The sequence below is a fragment of the Vibrio sp. 10N.247.310.17 genome, from assembly GCF_041466605.1.
GTDB lineage: Bacteria > Pseudomonadota > Gammaproteobacteria > Enterobacterales > Vibrionaceae > Vibrio > Vibrio tasmaniensis_A.
In genome coordinates, this window is sequence record NZ_JBFSTC010000104.1 from 1 (window position 1) to 18,052 (window position 18,052).

At 42.5% G+C, this 18,052-nt stretch carries 11 protein-coding genes and 1 riboswitch; of the genes, 7 read left to right on the forward strand and 4 right to left on the reverse strand.

The window, feature by feature from the left end:
• The first annotated feature begins 160 nt into the window (after nucleotides 1-160).
• Both uvrA and AB6D80_RS21225 read left to right on the forward strand, forming a co-directional pair.
• Nucleotides 161-2,992 (forward strand): excinuclease ABC subunit UvrA, encoded by a 2,832-nt coding sequence (gene uvrA / locus AB6D80_RS21220; protein WP_372189533.1) that lies wholly within the window; start codon nucleotides 161-163, stop codon nucleotides 2,990-2,992.
• Between the two features lie 96 nt (nucleotides 2,993-3,088).
• A complete protein-coding gene (locus AB6D80_RS21225) occupies nucleotides 3,089-4,852 on the forward strand; it encodes a PglL family O-oligosaccharyltransferase (RefSeq protein WP_372189535.1) in 1,764 nt (587 codons plus the stop codon).
• Between the two features lie 104 nt (nucleotides 4,853-4,956).
• Here AB6D80_RS21225 and AB6D80_RS21230 read toward each other — a convergent pair whose 3' ends face one another.
• A complete protein-coding gene (locus tag AB6D80_RS21230; RefSeq protein WP_135444548.1) occupies nucleotides 4,957-6,096 on the reverse strand; it encodes an alanine--glyoxylate aminotransferase family protein in 1,140 nt (379 codons plus the stop codon).
• Nucleotides 6,097-6,272: 176 nt separating this feature from the next.
• Nucleotides 6,273-6,450, forward strand: a riboswitch (Lysine riboswitch).
• A gap of 109 nt (nucleotides 6,451-6,559) precedes the next feature.
• Here AB6D80_RS21230 and lysC point away from each other — a divergent pair.
• Entirely contained in the window at nucleotides 6,560-7,927 is a 1,368-nt protein-coding gene (gene lysC / locus AB6D80_RS21235; RefSeq protein WP_371701451.1) for a lysine-sensitive aspartokinase 3, read from the forward strand.
• Nucleotides 7,928-8,042: 115 nt separating this feature from the next.
• Here lysC and metH read toward each other — a convergent pair whose 3' ends face one another.
• Nucleotides 8,043-11,720 (reverse strand): methionine synthase, encoded by a 3,678-nt coding sequence (gene metH, locus AB6D80_RS21240; protein WP_372189537.1) that lies wholly within the window; start codon nucleotides 11,718-11,720, stop codon nucleotides 8,043-8,045.
• Between the two features lie 169 nt (nucleotides 11,721-11,889).
• On the opposite strand from metH, the gene AB6D80_RS21245 reads away from it, so the two are divergent.
• From AB6D80_RS21245 to AB6D80_RS21255, 3 genes are all read left to right on the forward strand, one after another.
• Complete coding sequence (locus AB6D80_RS21245) at nucleotides 11,890-13,170, forward strand: sodium:proton antiporter (protein WP_017102902.1); 1,281 nt, start codon at nucleotides 11,890-11,892, stop codon at nucleotides 13,168-13,170.
• Between the two features lie 1,250 nt (nucleotides 13,171-14,420).
• Entirely contained in the window at nucleotides 14,421-14,738 is a 318-nt protein-coding gene (locus tag AB6D80_RS21250; protein WP_372092050.1) for a hypothetical protein, read from the forward strand.
• A 14-nt stretch (nucleotides 14,739-14,752) separates the two neighbouring features.
• Nucleotides 14,753-15,679, forward strand: a complete 927-nt coding sequence (locus AB6D80_RS21255; protein ID WP_372092047.1) for a DNA cytosine methyltransferase — start codon at nucleotides 14,753-14,755, stop codon at nucleotides 15,677-15,679.
• A gap of 47 nt (nucleotides 15,680-15,726) precedes the next feature.
• On the opposite strand, the gene AB6D80_RS21260 is transcribed toward AB6D80_RS21255, so the two are convergent.
• Nucleotides 15,727-16,449, reverse strand: a complete 723-nt coding sequence (locus tag AB6D80_RS21260; RefSeq protein ID WP_372092045.1) for a hypothetical protein — start codon at nucleotides 16,447-16,449, stop codon at nucleotides 15,727-15,729.
• A 233-nt stretch (nucleotides 16,450-16,682) separates the two neighbouring features.
• On the opposite strand from AB6D80_RS21260, the gene AB6D80_RS21265 reads away from it, so the two are divergent.
• The gene (locus tag AB6D80_RS21265) at nucleotides 16,683-17,135 is read left to right on the forward strand and encodes a hypothetical protein (protein ID WP_372092043.1); all 453 of its coding nucleotides are present in this window, start codon (nucleotides 16,683-16,685) and stop codon (nucleotides 17,133-17,135) included.
• A gap of 150 nt (nucleotides 17,136-17,285) precedes the next feature.
• On the opposite strand, the gene AB6D80_RS21270 is transcribed toward AB6D80_RS21265, so the two are convergent.
• Nucleotides 17,286-18,052: tyrosine-type recombinase/integrase (locus AB6D80_RS21270; RefSeq protein ID WP_372109416.1), on the reverse strand; the 767-nt coding region annotated here is incomplete at its 5' end.

Here is an 18,052-nt window from a genome sequence, read left to right on the forward strand (position 1 = left end):
GTTATCGAGATACAGACTACTTCTTCTTGAAGATAAAAGCGGCTTTCCCCGGAAATCCGCGATGAACCTTTTTTATCACTGTTTTTTTATCCAGTAAAACTTTGCACAAATCTCACTCTATGTAATACTTTAGCCACTTAAAATTACATGGTCTGTTGAGATGGATAAAATAGAAATTAGAGGCGCTCGTACGCATAACCTCAAAGACATTAACCTAACCATACCTCGTGATAAGCTAACGGTTATCACTGGATTATCAGGTTCAGGAAAGTCGTCACTTGCGTTTGATACCCTCTACGCAGAAGGTCAACGTCGTTATGTTGAGTCTCTGTCGGCCTATGCTCGTCAATTTCTATCTCTCATGGAAAAGCCTGATGTCGACCACATCGAAGGTTTATCTCCAGCCATCTCTATCGAACAGAAATCAACTTCTCACAATCCTCGTTCAACGGTTGGCACCATCACTGAAGTCTATGATTACCTAAGACTGCTTTATGCTCGTGTCGGTGAACCACGCTGTCCTGATCACAATACCCCTCTTGCAGCACAAACCATCAGTCAAATGGTCGATAAAGTCTTAGAACTGCCTGCTGGTTCAAAGATGATGCTTTTGGCTCCGATAGTCAAAGAACGTAAAGGTGAGCACGTTAAAACGCTTGAGAACCTAGCGGCTCAAGGCTTTATCCGTGCCCGTATTGATGGCGAGACCTGTGATTTGTCCGATCCACCAACATTGGAACTGCACAAGAAGCACACCATTGAAGTTGTCGTTGATCGCTTTAAGGTTCGCCCAGATCTTCAACAGCGTTTAGCTGAATCGTTTGAGACAACATTAGAGCTCTCTGGCGGTATCGCTGTAGTCGGTTGGATGGATGATAAAGAACAAGAAGAGATCGTGTTCTCGGCTAATTTTGCTTGTCCAAAGTGTGGCTACAGCATGCAAGAACTTGAGCCTCGCCTATTCTCATTCAACAATCCTGCTGGTGCATGTGGTACGTGTGATGGACTTGGTGTTCAACAATATTTTGACCCAACTCGAGTAATTTTAGATGAGAACCTAAGCATTGCAGAAGGTGCGATAAAAGGCTGGGATCAGAAAAATTATTACTATTTCCAAATGCTGACATCGCTATCAGACCATTATGGTTTTGACCTTTATGCTCCGTTCAACTCTTTACCAAAGAAAACTCAAGAGATCATCCTCAAGGGCTCTGGTAGAACTGAAGTTGAATTCAAATACATCAATGATCGTGGTGATATCCGAGTCAAGCGTCACCCCTTTGAAGGTATTTTAAATACGCTGGAACGCCGTTACCGCGACACTGAATCTAGCGCGGTGCGTGAAGATCTTGCCAAGTACATATCAACGAAATCATGCTCTAGCTGTGATGGTACACGCTTAAGATTAGAAGCTCGAAATGTCTTTATTGGCGATACCACACTGCCAGAAATCGTTCAGCTCAGTATTGCTGACGCACTGCAATTTTTCCAAGAGTTGAAGTTAGACGGCCAGCGTGGACAAATTGCTGATAAAGTGATGAAAGAGATCAATGATCGTCTGCATTTTTTGGTGAACGTTGGTTTGAATTACCTGAACCTATCACGCAGTGCAGAAACACTGTCAGGTGGTGAAGCGCAAAGAATTCGTCTAGCAAGTCAAATTGGGGCCGGTTTAGTTGGCGTTATGTATGTGCTGGATGAACCATCAATTGGCCTCCACCAGCGTGATAATGAACGTCTACTGCAAACTCTGGTTCACCTAAGAGACTTAGGAAATACCGTACTTGTTGTTGAGCATGACGAAGATGCGATTCGTTGCGCTGACCATGTTATCGATATAGGCCCAGGCGCAGGTGTTCATGGTGGTCACGTGGTCGCTGAAGGCACCATGCAAGACATCATCGAAAATCCGAATTCTTTAACTGGGCAATACCTCAGCGGCGCCAAAGAAATTGCGATCCCCAAACAAAGAACGCCTATCGATAAGAAAAAGGTCGTCGAGATCGTTGGCGCGACTGGGAACAACCTAAAGAATGTCACTGCGACAATCCCTGTAGGCTTGTTCAGCTGTATTACCGGTGTATCGGGATCCGGTAAATCAACACTCATCAATGACACCTTCTTTAAAGTCGCCCACACTCAATTGAACGGTGCAACAACTGCAGTTCCGGCGCAGCACAAAAAGATTAAAGGCTTAGAGCATTTCGACAAAGTAATCGATATTGATCAAAGCCCTATCGGTCGAACACCAAGATCGAATCCTGCAACCTACACTGGTATTTTCACTCCAATTCGAGAGTTATTTGCAGGTACACAAGAATCACGATCTCGTGGCTACAAGCCAGGTCGATTCAGTTTTAACGTTCGTGGTGGTCGTTGTGAAGCGTGTCAGGGAGACGGTGTCATCAAAGTAGAGATGCATTTCTTGCCAGATGTGTATGTACCGTGTGATATGTGTAAAGGTAAGCGTTATAACCGTGAGACTCTAGAGGTCCGCTACAAGGGTAAAACCATTGACGAAGTTCTAGAGATGACTGTCGAAGATGCTCGTGAATACTTCAACCCAGTGCCTGTTATTGCACGTAAACTGCAAACACTCATGGACGTGGGTCTCTCTTACATTCGCTTAGGGCAAGCGGCAACCACCTTATCTGGTGGTGAAGCACAACGCGTTAAATTAGCACGTGAGTTATCGAAACGAGATACGGGGAAAACCTTATACATTCTCGATGAGCCAACAACAGGCCTTCATTTCCACGATATTCAACAGCTATTAACGGTATTACATAGATTACGTGATCACGGCAATACGGTTGTCGTGATTGAGCATAACCTAGACGTCGTCAAAACCGCGGACTGGATCCTAGATCTTGGCCCTGAAGGTGGTCAAGGAGGCGGTGAAATTGTTGCAGAAGGTACTCCTGAAGATGTGGCTTTAGTCGAAGGTTCGCACACGGCTCGCTTCCTTAAGCCTATGTTAAATTTGAAGTAGGTGTAAAATAGCGTCCTGCGAGCAGACAGAAAAATGTTAAAGTAACAGAGCTTGTTTCAGAAGGAACAAGCTCTGTTTTTATAAGGTTAGGGATTTATGGCAACAATACACACTAGCGGTACCCAACTAGAAAATCAGGTAACTAAGCTACCACTCAATAAAGCATTTCTGGCCTCTCTAGCTGTTGTATTCTTATTAGCCATGCATTTTTTCATGCCTAACCCAGGAGGCTCAGGCCTTGCTTTATCCTTTAATCCAACCACTTGGCTAGCCCTTAGCTTTACGCTGGCGATTGGCTTCTACCAACTTGCTACTAACCGAGTACTCAAGTATTCCAAATTAACGATTGGCTTGTTGATAAGCTGCCTCATACTCACACTGCCGATTTTATACAGCAATGCCGCCCTTCAAGGAGCATCAGGGCGCTTACTTGGATTGTGGGCGGGCTTTACATTATTCGTCGTGCTGCAACAATTTAAGTTCAGCAATAAGCACAAGCAGCGCATGTTGTGGTTCATTGTGCTTGCTGTTGTCATACAGGCACTATTTGGCTATGTGCAATATTTCCTATTAGAACCAGGCAACCTATTGGGCTACAACACTGCTGCAAACCGACCATATGGGATATTCCAACAACCTAATGTAATGGCAAGCTTTCTTGCTACTGGTTTTGTGCTGTCAGCTTATCTTTTAGCAAGGCAACCAACTAAATATAATCACCAAATTAGCGAGTCGCTTCTACTTTATTTAACACCAGCCTTAACCGTACCTTTGCTGATCATCATCGCATCACGTACCGGATGGTTGGCTGCCGTCATTGGGTTTGTCTGCATTCTGCCTTATCTATACAAGTTCTCAACCAAGAAACGCTTCTACGGGTGGTGTGCATCAGTGGTAGTCGGTATCATCGTCGCCTTTTCGGTGATCAGCCTCAGCGCAACTGATAGTTTCGCCAGTAAAAAAGCAAACTTAGAAAGTCCACGAGCTTATACCTTTCCACAAGCGCTCGATATGATGATCGAAAAACCATTTACCGGTTATGGCTACGGAAAGTTCGAATCCGAATACACGCTATACACAGCCCGCCAACATCAACTTAACTCAAATTATCATCCCGGCCTTCCTGCAATGGATCACCCACACAATGAGTTCCTGTTTTGGGGGGTTGAAGGCGGAATAGTACCAATCATCGGGATCTTGATTGCTGCAGTGTTGGTGATGTCACGCATAGCAAGCTCAGCGAAAGGAACACGTCTAGCACTGCTTGCGCTATTCATACCTATACTCTTACATTCTCAGCTTGAGTATCCTTTTTACCACTCGGCGATTCACTGGATAACCTTTATCATTTTGATTTACTGGGTCGATCAACGGGCTTCTCGCCACTATCAGCAGCCGTTTAGTATCGTCAGTAAAACCCTACTCAGAGTGTCGAGCTTAATCGTGCCTATCTTAGTGAGTTTTTACATGCTGAGTGCCTTACACACCAATTATGTACTCACTAAATTTGAAATGTCTAAGCCGAAAAACCCAGACATTCTTAAGCAGGTAACCAACCCCGTAGTCTGGAAAGATCGCTATGATTGGGACGTGTACAGTACCTATCTAAATATCGGCCTCTACAAAGCCGATCCTAGCCTGATCCTTCCTTATATAGATTGGTCGTTAGAAATCATAAAGAATAAGCCAAGGCCTGCTTTCTACAGCAACCTGATTCTCGCATATCAAGGATTAGGAGATCACAGCAAGGCAGAACAAATTCGCAGTGAAGCGAGCTTCTTGTTCCCAAATCGAGACTTTTCAAAGGTTCAGTATAAGAAAGTATCACAAGAAGAAGATAACCTGTCGTCTACTGAGTGATGTTTAGCTCTCAGAACTAAAGCACCATTTCTGATCTTTCGGTTAGGCACAAAAAAGCGCACGATCTCTCGTGCGCTTTTCTTTTAAACTTCAATTTATTAGCATTATGTTAAAACATCTTGCAACGCTTTTAAGCACAAAGCGACATTCTCTTTTCGAGCGCCATAACCCATCAGACCAATACGCCAAGCCTTTCCAGCCAGAGAGCCCAGCCCAGCACCGATTTCAAGATTATACTCTTCTAACAGCTGCGTTCTTATTTTGGCTTCATCAATCCCTTCAGGGAAGTAAAGCGCATTCAATTGAGGTAAGCGACTCTCTTCAGCAACCACAAATTCCAACCCCAAAGCTTCTACGCCACCTTTAAGTTCTTGGTGCATCGCATAGTGACGAGACCACGCATTATCTAGGCCTTCATTTTTCAACAAAACCAGCGACTCATGCAGAGCATAGAGGCTATTGACAGGTGCAGTATGGTGGTAACTACGCTTACCTTCTCCACTCCAATAACCTAATACCAAGCTCTGATCCAAGAACCAGCTTTGTACGGGAGCTTGACGTGCTTTCATTTTATCAACAGCACGTTGAGAGAACGTCACTGGAGATAAACCAGGAACACAAGACAGACACTTCTGACTGCCAGAGTAAACCGCATCAAGCTGCCATTCATCAACCAACAATGGCACACCACCTAATGATGTCACCGCATCCACAATCGACAACGCATCAAACTGACGAGCGACTGCGGAAATAGCTTGAGCATCCGATAACGCGCCAGTAGACGTCTCGGCATGCACAAATGCGACAGCAACAGCATCGGGGTTTTCTGCCAATGCCTTTTCGACCTTTTCAACTGAAACGGGCTTACCCCACTCGTCATCAACAAGGATGGCTTCACCACCGCAGCGAACAACATTCTCGCGCATACGCTCACCAAAAACACCGTTACGACAAACAATGACCTTTTCACCAGGCTCAATCAAATTAACAAAACAGGTTTCCATGCCCGCACTGCCTGGAGCAGAAACAGCAATCGTAAATTCATTCTCTGTTTGGAATGCATACTTAAGAAGTTGTTTAAGCTCATCCATCATCGCAATAAATAGCGGGTCGAGGTGACCAATGGTTGGACGGCTTAATGCCTGTAAAACTTGAGGATAAATGTCTGAAGGCCCCGGCCCCATTAACGTTCGGTGTGGCGGATAAAAGCTATCGATAGCAGCAGTGAGTGTTAAATTAGACATGTACATCCCTTACGTTAATGTTGTGAACAATCCACCCTAAAGCAAATTGATTACCTCAGCAATTAGCCATAAGTATTGAGGTCAAACCAGTGTCACATAATTGTTAAAATTATTTTTCAATTATCTCACGTTACGGATTGACATTATTTGCGCAAACACGTTCAATGAAATGGCTATCTAGCAGAAGAGGAGCACTGCCCAGGCAGGTGTTTTGTGGAACCGCATTTCCAATACAAAACATTCATGGGGAGCAGTGCCGAGATAATAAAAGGATGCAGGACCTTTATTATCGGTTGAGCGGGCTGAATCCCGTTAACTGTCGCCATTTCTATATGGTGAAGAGCTTCTGAGGTTACTATTCTAATAATTCCTCTCTTTTTTGCTCTAAAACTCTCTTCGAAAAACATCGGACGTTGGATTACCCAACAGTAATTTTATTTTAGGAAATCGTGGGAGATATATCGTGAGTGCATCTAATGTAGCTGGTTCTTTTAATGTCGCTAAGTTTGGTGGAACAAGTGTTGCCAACTTTGAAGCAATGAGCCGTTGTGCTGCCATTATTGAAAACAACTCAAATACGAAACTGGTCGTGAGTAGCGCATGCTCTGGCGTGACTAACCTGCTTGTTGAACTCGCGAATGGTGTTCAAGATAAAACTCGTCGCCAAGAACTAGTGACACAGTTAACCGATATTCATAATACGATTCTTGCTCAGCTAGCTGACCCAATTAGCATTGAAAAAGATGTGCACTGTATTCTGGATGATATTGCGAGCGCTGCAGAAGCCGCATCATTCCAAGCCAGTACCAAACTCACCGATCACCTAGTGGCATGTGGCGAACTGATGTCGACACATATCCTCGCTCAAATCATTCGCGAACGTGGTACACCAGCGGCTCGTTTTGATATCAGAGAAGTGATGCGCACCAATGATGATTTCGGTAAAGCAGAACCACAACTGGAAGATATTGCAGCCCTTGCACAGCAGAAACTGATTCCACTTTGCGAAGAACAAGTTGTCGTTACCCAAGGTTTTATCGGTGCCGACAGCGAAGGTAACACCACAACGTTAGGTCGTGGCGGCAGTGATTATTCAGCTGCACTGATTGCGGAGTCGGTACAAGCGATTGGCTTAGAAATTTGGACTGATGTTCCAGGCATCTACACCACAGATCCACGCATCGCATCGAAAGCATCTCCTATCCCAGAGATCAGCTTCAGTGAGGCATCTGAGATGGCAAACTTTGGCGCGAAAATATTACACCCTTCAACTCTGGTTCCTGCACTACGCCATCAAATCCCTGTTTTTGTCGGCTCATCAAAAGCACCAGAGCTTGGTGGAACATGGATTCGTCAACAAGTTGAAAGCTCTCCTCTGTTCAGAGCGCTTGCCCTACGCTGCAACCAAACCATGGTTACGCTACGCAGCGCTAACATGTTCCATGCCTATGGTTTTTTGGCAAAGGTATTCGAGATCCTGGCTAAACATAAGATCTCAGTCGATCTTATCACTACCTCAGAGATCAGTGTCTCACTTACTCTCGATCAAACCGATACCTCTGGTGGTGCTCCTGAGTTACCTGAAGCCGCTCGCCTTGAGCTTGAAGAGTTGTGTTCCGTAGATATTGAGCACGACCTATGCCTTGTTGCTCTTATTGGTAACAACATGAGCGAAAGCAAAGGCTATGCAAAGCAGGTATTCGGCACTCTAGAAGATTTCAACCTACGTATGATTTGTTACGGAGCAAGCCCACACAACCTATGCTTCTTGCTAGATGAATCTGTGTCTAAGTTGGCGATTCAAAAACTTCATCAAGAGTTATTTGAGTAGGTAGTCCGTTTATCATCGACAGATAAATAACTAAATTACAGATACAAAAAGGGTTGCTATTAAGCAACCCTTTCTCTTTTTTACATTGCGAAGCAAAGCTCGTTATAGATTCAAACTAGTTAATGTTTGGGCCTAACCACTTCTCAGCTTCCAACATATCCCAACCTTTACGGTCGGCATAGCTATCCACTTGATCCTGTTGAATCTGTGCAATCGCAAAGTATCGGGCATCAGGATGTGAAAAGTACATACCAGACACTGAAGCACCAGGCCACATCGCGTAGCTCGTTGTTAGTGACATGTCGATCGCTTTTTCAACGTCCATCAACTCCCACAACGTTCCTTTTTCTGTATGTTCTGGGCAAGCAGGGTAACCTGGAGCTGGACGAATACCTTGGTACTTCTCACGAATCAAATCGTCGTTAGACAAGTCCTCATCTGGCGAGTAACCCCAAATATCCTTTCTCACTTCTTTATGCAGATACTCCGCGAACGCTTCAGCCAATCGGTCAGCAACCGCTTGAATCATGATGGCATTGTAATCATCGCCATTGGCTTTGTATTCATCAGCCAATTCACGTTCACCAATCCCCCCCGTTACGGCAAAACCGCCAATCCAGTCCGCTTTCCCGCTTTCTTTTGGAGCGATGTAATCAGACAAACAGTAGTTAAAACCTTTTGGCTTCTCGGTTTGTTGACGAAGGTTGTGTAAAACCTTTAACACTTCAGTACGAGATTCATCGGTATACACTTCGATATCATCGCCAACGCTGTTAGCAGGGAACATCGCACACATCCCACGAGCTCCAAGTAATTTCTCTTTCTGTACTCGATCCAATAAATCGTTGGCATCTTTGAATAAGCGTTTCGCTTCCTCGCCCACTTCTTCATGACTAAGAATTGCAGGGTATTTACCGACCAATGACCATGTCATAAAGAATGGAGTCCAGTCGATGTACTGACGCAAAGTTGCCACATCAAAATCATTAAAGATGTGAACTCCCGGTTTAGCGGGTGCCGGTGGCGTGTAAGCATCCCAATCGATAGCTACTTTATTAGCACGTGCTCTTTCAAGAGTGACCGGTTTAGTACGAGGCTTCTTACGATTATGCTGATCGCGAACGCGATCGTAATCAATATTCAACTTCTCAACAAATGCAGGTTTCAATTCGTTAGATAGCAACGAAGTACACACACCCACCGCACGTGAAGCATTGTTTACGTAGACCACAGGCTCAGAGTAGTTCCGTTCAATCTTAACGGCTGTATGCGCTTTAGATGTGGTTGCTCCACCGATGAGAAGAGGCAGTTTAAAGCCTTGTCTTTCCATTTCTTTCGCAACATGCACCATCTCATCCAGGGAAGGAGTGATCAAACCCGAAAGGCCAATGATATCGACGTTTTCTTCCTTAGCGACCTTAAGGATTTTTTCACATGAAACCATCACGCCTAAATCGATAATTTCGTAGTTATTACACTGCAAGACAACGCCCACAATATTTTTTCCAATATCGTGAACATCTCCTTTTACGGTCGCAAGTAAGATTTTTCCGTTAGTTGCACCTACGTCTTTGGTTGCATTGATAAATGGCTCTAGATGGGCTACCGCTTGCTTCATAACACGTGCAGATTTCACCACTTGAGGAAGGAACATCCTACCTTCACCAAAGAGGTCACCAACCACATTCATACCATCCATTAATGGGCCTTCTATCACCTCGATAGGGCGAGAGGCATTAACACGAGCTTCTTCGGTATCTTCAACAATAAAGTCGGTAATACCTTTCACTAAGGAATGCTCTAAGCGTTTTTCTACTGGCCAGGTACGCCACTCTAAAGCAGATTTATCTTCAACTTTTCCAACTGCACGCTCTAGATATTCAGTTGCGATATCTAGCAAGCGCTCAGTGGAATCATCTCGGCGGTTTAGAACCACATCTTCAACGGCTTCACGTAAATCCTCAGGGACATTATCGTAAATCTCTAATTGCCCAGCATTTACGATGCCCATATCCATACCGTTTTTAAAGCAGTGGTATAGGAATACTGCGTGGATAGCCTCACGAACGTAGTTATTACCTCGGAATGAGAACGAAACATTCGATACACCACCAGAAATCATCGCATGAGGTAAGTCTCGTTTGATGTCCCCTACAGCTTCAATGAAATCGACCGCATAGTTGTTATGCTCATCAATACCTGTCGCCACAGCAAAAATGTTCGGGTCAAAAATAATATCTTCAGGTGGGAAGCCCACTTCATCAACCAGAATATTGTAGGCATTAGTGCAAATCTCAACCTTACGCTCTCGAGTATCAGCTTGGCCAACTTCATCGAACGCCATCACGATAACGGCAGCACCATATCGGCGAACCAGTTTCGCTTGTTCGACAAACTTCTCTTTCCCTTCCTTCAATGAGATCGAGTTAACGATGCCTTTACCCTGAATACATTTCAGACCCGCTTCAATAACTTCCCATTTTGAAGAGTCGACCATGACTGGCACTTTCGAGATCTCAGGCTCAGACGCACATAGATTAAGGAATTTAACCATACACGCCTCAGCGTCTAGCATCCCTTCATCCATGTTGATATCGATAATTTGAGCGCCATTCTCAACTTGCTCTCGAGCCACACTCAAAGCTTCATCATATAGCTCTTCTTTGATAAGGCGCTTAAAGCGAGCAGAGCCCGTAACGTTAGTTCGCTCACCCACGTTAACAAACAGAGATTCCTTGGATATCGTCAATGGCTCTAAACCAGAGAGACGACAAGAGACGGGTAAATCTGGTAATTGGCGCGGTGTTACACCTTCAACAGCTTCTGCCATTTGGCGTATATGTTCTGGCGTCGTACCACAACAACCACCAATTAAGTTCAAGAAACCACTTTCAGCCCATTCCTTGACGTGTTCAGCCATATCTTCGGGAGAAAGGTCATACTCACCAAATGCGTTAGGTAAACCCGCATTAGGGTGTGCAGAAACATGACATTCGGAGATACGAGACATCTCACCGACATATTCGCGCAATTCATCTGGACCTAATGCACAGTTCAATCCAAATGAGATAGGTTTTACATGACGAAGGGCATTATAGAATGCTTCTGTTGTTTGTCCGGAAAGCGTCCGACCAGATGCATCTGTGATAGTACCGGAGATCATAACCGGTAAAATGATACCTACTTCTTCAAAGACAGATTCAACCGCAAAAGCACACGCTTTCGCGTTTAACGTATCGAAGATAGTTTCAATAAGAATTAAGTCTGAACCGCCCTTGATAAGCGCACGAGTCGATTCAGAGTAAGCCTCAACAAGTTCATCAAAGCTAACATTACGATAGCCCGGATCATTAACATCTGGAGAGAGAGAACAAGTTCGGTTAGTTGGACCTAACACACCCGCCACGAAACGGGGTTTATCAGGAGTCTTCACTGTCCATTCATCTGCCGCTTCACGAGCCAACTTAGCAGCAGCATAGTTAATTTCTTCGCTAAGACTTTCCATATCATAGTCGGCCATAGCGATGGTTGTAGCGTTAAAGGTATTGGTCTCGAGGATATCAGCACCGGCTTCCAAATACTCCATATGGATATCTTTGATAAGCTTAGGCTGCGTAAGTACCAAAAGGTCATTGTTACCTTTTAAGTCACTATGCCAATCAGCAAATCGCTCACCGCGATAGTCTTGCTCTTCCAATTTATAATCCTGAATCATGGTACCCATACCACCATCAATCAGTAAAATTCGTTGCTTCAACAGAGCCTCAATCTTTTGCCTTACATTACTTCCCACGATACAACCTCATTCCTTTAATTATCTCTCCATCCTACCACACATTCAAAAGGAGTCTAGACGTCTAAAATATGAAGTAAATGACCAAGTCATGACAAAAAAATGTTTGCTATTTGAGCATGAGAGAACGAGAATTAATATTCATATTTTGTTACATATTGAGTTCCCAATGTCGGTCTATTACACCTTATGCTTCTTGTCCGCTGCTGCCATGCTTATTGCTTTCGTTAATACCAAAATTGGTAAAATGCAGACAACCATCGCCATCACAGCTGGTTCAATGATGCTATCTCTATTGATTATCATTGCGGGACAAAACAATTGGTTCCAATTGGCTGACATCGCCTCAGAAACCGTTGCCAGTATCAATTTTGAAGACTTCCTCCTGAAAGGAATACTGGGATTCTTACTCTTTGCAGGTGGTTTGGGGATTAAGTTACCTAATCTAAAAGATCAGAAATGGGAAATAACGGTACTCGCTCTTGGTGCTACACTATTTTCGACATTCTTTATTGGCTTTGTACTTTATGGATTCTGTCAATTTATCGGTATTCAATTTGACCTAATTTATTGCTTACTGTTTGGTTCTCTAATATCTCCAACCGATCCAATAGCTGTATTAGCAATAGTGAAGAAGCTCGATGCTCCCAGACGAATCTCTACTCAAATAGAGGGAGAATCTCTATTCAACGATGGTTTTGGCCTAGTCATCTTCGTAACCCTATTTACCATTGCGTTCGGCACAGAAGCACCGACTGTAGGTAGCGTGACCATGTTATTCGTCCAAGAGGCTATTGGCGGTATCGTATACGGATTTGTTTTAGGTTTGATATTCCACTATCTAATCAGCAACACCGATGACCACTCGATGGAGTTGCTATTAACCATCGGTATTCCTACAGCTGGTTATGCTTTTGCAGAGGTTCTGCATGTATCTGGACCATTAGCAATGGTGGTATCTGGTATCATGATAGGCAACTGGACACGCTTCATCGGATTTTCTAAAGAAAGTGAGGATCACCTAGACCATTTCTGGGAATTAATAGATGAGTTCTTAAATGGCGTACTATTCTTGTTGATTGGTATGTCTATGCTGCTATTCAAGTTCCACCAAGAAGATTGGATTTTGATGGCGTTCGCAGTTCCTCTAGTATTGAGTGCTCGCTACCTAAGTGTTTTCTTGTCTTATATTGGATTTAAACGCTTTAGAACTTACAACCCGTGGTCAACTAAGATTCTAACTTGGGGTGGTTTACGCGGAGGCTTAGCTCTAGCCATGGCACTTTCAATCCCTTCAGGTATCTGGGTGATTGAAGACAAGGCAATAGATGTTAAAGAGATAATCCTCGTTATGACCTATGCTGTTGTTGTATTCTCTATTCTGGTTCAAGGATCAACAATCACTCCAATGATAGAAAAAGCGAAACAAGCTGAGAAAGAATTGGATTAACACCGAAAAATATAAACGAAGGTCGCTTAGTATAAGCGGCCTTTTTTGTACCTGTGTCCATCAACAAGCACGCCTCTCTAGCCTACAAGTTGATCCCTATCTCTGACCACTACTTTAGTCATGATTGCTATCTGCAATCACGACTCTTTGTCGTACCTAACGCTTCCAAACAGGCCAACAAGCAACCACCAGTTTGAGTGCATTCGAGCGAAGATAAACACAAAGTATTTACGGAAATAAATTAAGTAAAGATACATGGCCTTCTTTTCAAGTGAAGTATTGAAAGCATAATAAAGTGTAGAAAGAGAACCACGATCGAAGAGGAATTGTAATTAGAGTAAAGCTTCGCACACCAATGTTCTAGAACCGAAACTTCTCTATAGAACATCTGATGCAGTAGCAAGAAGGGTCTAGTCTTTCTACCGGGGCGTGCAGTCTAGATCCTTAAATATGCCAGAGGAGGACTGAGTCGGCACTCCGGAGATTCAACCAAACTGGTAAGTTAGGAGGACGCCTAGTTCTCCCAACATTGCTTCGAAGAAGCAACAGACGTAAAAAAACCTAGCATTTCTGCTGAGGCTTTGTATGTGGCAGGAGTAGAGGTTTAGACTCCCAACACGCGCTATTTTGGCAAGCCGGAGAATCCGCTGCTTTGCTAATGGCGTATAATTAGCTTCAGAAAGCAAAAAGGCCCTAGCATTTCTGCTAGAGCCTTAAATATGGCAGGGGTGGAGAGATTCGAACTCCCAACACGCGGATTTGGAATTCTAAAAAACCAATTTTAAAACAGAACGTTACGGTCATCAAAAAACCAAACAACTCGTATTTCCGTCTATTTCGGTATTTTATTTAGCTACAATTCTATAAGTTAGACTCATTTAAGCGCTCGAAATTTTCTGACTCACTTTTGCCCAAATACAGCGGCTAATGTGCCCCCCCAAAAATCATAAGGCATGAATAATGGGCGTCATTGTGTGTTTTTTGTTTGAGATGAAAAGAGAGTGATCCGCGCTTTAAAGCCGGAATTAATTCTCTAGTTACTTTGTAATTTGCAAGGCTATAATACTGTTTACAATGAAGAATCTGAGATTATCCTGCTGTTTTTATAGAAAATTCGCTCGTTTTACAAACATAGGAATAATAAAAACCAAGTTATTTTATTGATTCTATATAAAACAATTAGCGTTAAGGTTGTTTTTTAGTATTTATCATTTATTATGGCGCTATAGTTTAGCGCTTTGGGGTGGGATATGTTTTCAGAAATCAAAGAAGATTTTAGAGAATGGTTGATTGTTAAAAAAGGGGTATCTAAGAGAGTTGCAGGCGATACGATTAGTCGGTGCAAAAGGTTAGATGAAGAAATATTAGACTCAATTGATCTGGCTGTTTCTTCTGTCGATAATTATCTTCTAGCTATGTCAAAAATCAAACATTATGCCAGAGAAAATGGAACTGAAAACGGTGCGAAATACGCTATGACAGGTTGTCTTAGGTCTGCAATGAGAAAGTACTGTGAGTACCGTAATCCGGAAGATATATCCTATTTTCCCAATGCTTATAACCTTTGATTTTTGGTGAGTTTATGTCATTTAAGTTTATAGATCTCTTTGCGGGGATTGGTGGAATTCGGCTTGGTTTTGAGTCTCAAGGTGGAGAATGTGTTTTCTCTTCTGAGTGGGATAAGTATGCCCAACAAACATATGAGGCCAATTTTGGTGAGAAGCCTCATGGGGATATAACAAAAATAGCCCCAAAAGATATACCAGATCACGATGTTTTATTGGGAGGGTTTCCTTGCCAAGCTTTCAGTATCATTGGGAAGATGAACGGTTTTGAAGACACTAGGGGAACCCTTTTTTTCAATATTATTGAGATTCTCAAGGTGAAAAAGCCTAAAGCTTTTATGCTTGAAAATGTAAAGCAACTTAAAAGTCATGATAAAGGGAATACATTTAAAGTCATTTTGAAAGCTTTAGAGGAGCTCGGGTATAAAGTCCATCATACAGTTCTTAATGCTTTGGACTTTGGAGTACCACAAAAGCGCGAGAGAACTTTTATTGTTGGTTTCTTAGATCATGCCGTTTCTTTTGATTTCCCTGTTGGGAATAAGACTTTTGATTTGTCAGATGTTCTTGAGCCTGATCACTTAGTTCCTGATAACTTTTTTGTTAGCGATAAAATTAAAAATGAACGTCAAAGTAATCTGTGTAGGGAGGCTCCTATACCCAGTATTTGGCACCAGAATATTTCTGGTAATGTATCTCCTCTACCTTACTCTTGTGCGCTTAGATCAGGTGCTTCTCATAACTATTTGTTAGTTAATGGTTACCGGAGACTAACTTCTAGAGAGATGCTAAGAATACAAGGGTTCCCTGAATGTTATCGTATAGTGGTCTCTCATACACAACTAAAGAAGCAAGCTGGAAATAGTGTTGCTGTTCCAGTAATAAAAGCTATAGCTGAGCAGGTAGTTATAGCCATGCAGTGGAAGCGTCAAAATGTAGCCTAGAAATGAGGGTGATGCCCTCATTTAATCCTAGAGATTACGGTATTTATCTATTTGACTGTTATCCAATCTTCATTGAATTCAATCTCTTCTATGACAGTATCAAAATCTAAGGGTGCAGGTTTTTTTATTGTAAATCGTAGAGCATTATCAGGAACATTGTAGATTACTGTGAACTGACTTCCGTCTGGTTGCCACGTAAATCGGTGCTTACCATTAACAGAGCCTTCAAAGTTACCATTCTTATTCACTGCCCAATTTATGCTTTTAGGATCTATTTCATGAGCTTCTTTTTCAAATAACGTGTAATGGGTTAAATCATCAGAGCGTAGTAAGAAGCTATGAGTAAGATCTTTATAATTAGACTTCGCTGTCTTTAGTCGCTCATTAAAAATGGAAATTACGGCTTCACCAGTGCGGTCGATATCCTCTAAAGGTCGGTCTATACCATACGAGAAATTTATGTTGTTTCTACCTGATATAATTCGAATGTTTTTTTGTGAATGTGGTTTTTTTGATTTTACGGTTTTTACCGACCAACTAAAGTCATCTTTGATAACATCGGCAAGGCCTAAACTTTTCCCAAGTTGTTCCCCTCCGATGCTATTGGCAAAGATTTCTTCCCATTTTTCCCCAGTTAATCCCTTTTCGCCAATAGCAACAAGATAGGCGATATTCTTACCTATTTCTGTTAAGTATTCTTTAGGAATTATGTTTAATGGGTACGGTCTTCGGGTATCTTTACTATCTCGAATTCTTGGTTTTCCTAGCATGGCATCACCTCTTATTTTTAAGGGAATTAATACCACTGGAGCAAGTTTAACTCAATGATTTTATGAATTTTAACCTTGTAATTGTTCAAATAACAAACATCTTGGGCTACATTTCTTGAAGGGGGAGAACCCTATAAAAGTTGATGTTGCGATCTTTTGTTACCTAACTGTAACTAAATTAGTAAGCTAGATTTTTTACAGTGAGTAAGACTAACCTCGAAAAAGGGCTTTTTATGACCCCTGAAAATTACAAATCTAAATTTACCTTCAATGATAAGGATCTTGCTCTTGATATCTACAATGCATATACAACAAGTGAGAACTCACGTATAGCCGGAGGCAAAATTACGATTGCTATTAAGAAATATAAAGTGCATCTAATGATAACGATGATTCGCAAGATTATGAACGAGCAAAATCTCGACATTACACCTAGGGTGGCCCTCCGGTTGCAAGAGAGGCTTTTCAATCGTAATGTTGCTTATCCTACGTTAGTCTCTGAATTTGCCGAAAAAGGTCGAACTGCGAGCAATAAGAGCGATGTTTTTAATAAAATCGATGAATTAGTTGATATGTATGGAGATGAAGCTAAGTCAGAAATGACTAATATTGAGGCAAAGATAAAGGCAATCAAAGCTCGCGAAAAAAAACGAAGTAAAGACTTAGCTCAATTCGATTTAACGTAACTTTACCTAATCCGCACCTAAAACAACCTTTTAGCTAGCGCTAGTCTTACTCATCGCGCTAGCTCTCCAAAACTAACTTTGCAATACCTGAAATTATTAATGAATTGCTAATATTCGATTTTACGAAAAAGATAATTGTCCAAAAACGAGTTAAGAATCAGTCGTGTTTTGATGCTGATTCAAAGGATTCAGCGTCAAAGTCTCTTCTAAATGTTCAGGGGCTAGATGCGCATAACGCATGGTTGTTGTGATTTCACTATGACCCAGTACATCTCTTAACTTCACAATATTGCCGCCGTTCATCACATAGTGACTCGCAAAGGTATGACGTAGAACGTGAGTCATTTGTCCTTTAGGTAAGTCAATCTTTGCCTCTGTAACCGCCTTTCGAAAAGTCGATAAGCTGTTTAAAAACATCCTCTCTTCACTGAGAGGCTCAAGAGTGGTGAGTTCATCATAAAGCGTTTGATTAATCGGCACGGTACGATTCTTGGATGATTTGGTATTCAAAAACGTGAGCTGATTATTTTTGATTTGTGAGGGCTTTAGACTTTCCGCCTCTCCCCACCGAGCACCTGTGGCCAAACAAATTTTCACGATGAACACTAAAGATCGGTTACTGAACGTTTGACAAGAATCCAGTAGCCTTGCGATCTCATCATGAGCCAAATACCTCAACTCTTTTTCACGCTCTTTGAACTGACGAATTTGAGTGAGCGGATTCTCAAACTCAATCACCCCTAACCTCTCCAACTCGTTAAACATCGCCCTAAGATAGGCATGCTCTCGGTTTATCGTGGTCGTCGTCACTTCAAGGCTGCGTTGCTCTCGGTAATGCGCAAAATCTTTACTGGTGAAATCACTCGCAATGGGGTTACCCAAACGCTCTGATATTCGATAAAGACTCTTTCTCAGTC